Annotated in this window: 1 protein-coding gene; it reads right to left on the bottom strand. The window is 45.8% G+C overall.

The window, feature by feature from the left end:
* The coding region (locus CWC28_RS21780) for a DUF6363 domain-containing protein (protein ID WP_249325000.1) at positions 1-321 on the bottom strand (321 nt) is incomplete at its 3' end.
* Positions 322-336 lie beyond the last annotated feature (15 nt).

The raw sequence follows: 336 nt of genomic DNA, 5'->3' as shown, positions 1-336 counted from the left end.
TGGACTCAATGAAGCCTGCTGCTCTCTGGTAATTCGGCGCCCCATGGTGTTCAGGAAATATCGACCTGACTTTAAACCAAGCTCATAATCTCTCTCCAGAGCTTCTATGGGACTGCCAATCAATTTAGAATCCAGGGCCTTGTTGGGATGAATTTCATAGATGGTGATATCATCAGGTGGTGAAGCCAGAAACGCCTGGTTCTTTCGATAGCTCTCTTCATGCTCCACCAGCAGATCCATCAGATCGGACGCTCTTGTCTTTTTCATCCACTTACTCATTCCTTTAAGCCATTGATGCTCACCATTGAATTCAACAGGCATGGTACGAACTACAAC

The sequence above is a fragment of the Pseudoalteromonas sp. S4492 genome, assembly GCF_005886115.1.
In the GTDB taxonomy this organism is placed as follows: domain Bacteria; phylum Pseudomonadota; class Gammaproteobacteria; order Enterobacterales; family Alteromonadaceae; genus Pseudoalteromonas; species Pseudoalteromonas gelatinilytica.
The sequence above is the reverse complement of the archived record's forward strand: the minus strand, read 5'-3'. Positions and strand labels throughout refer to the sequence as shown.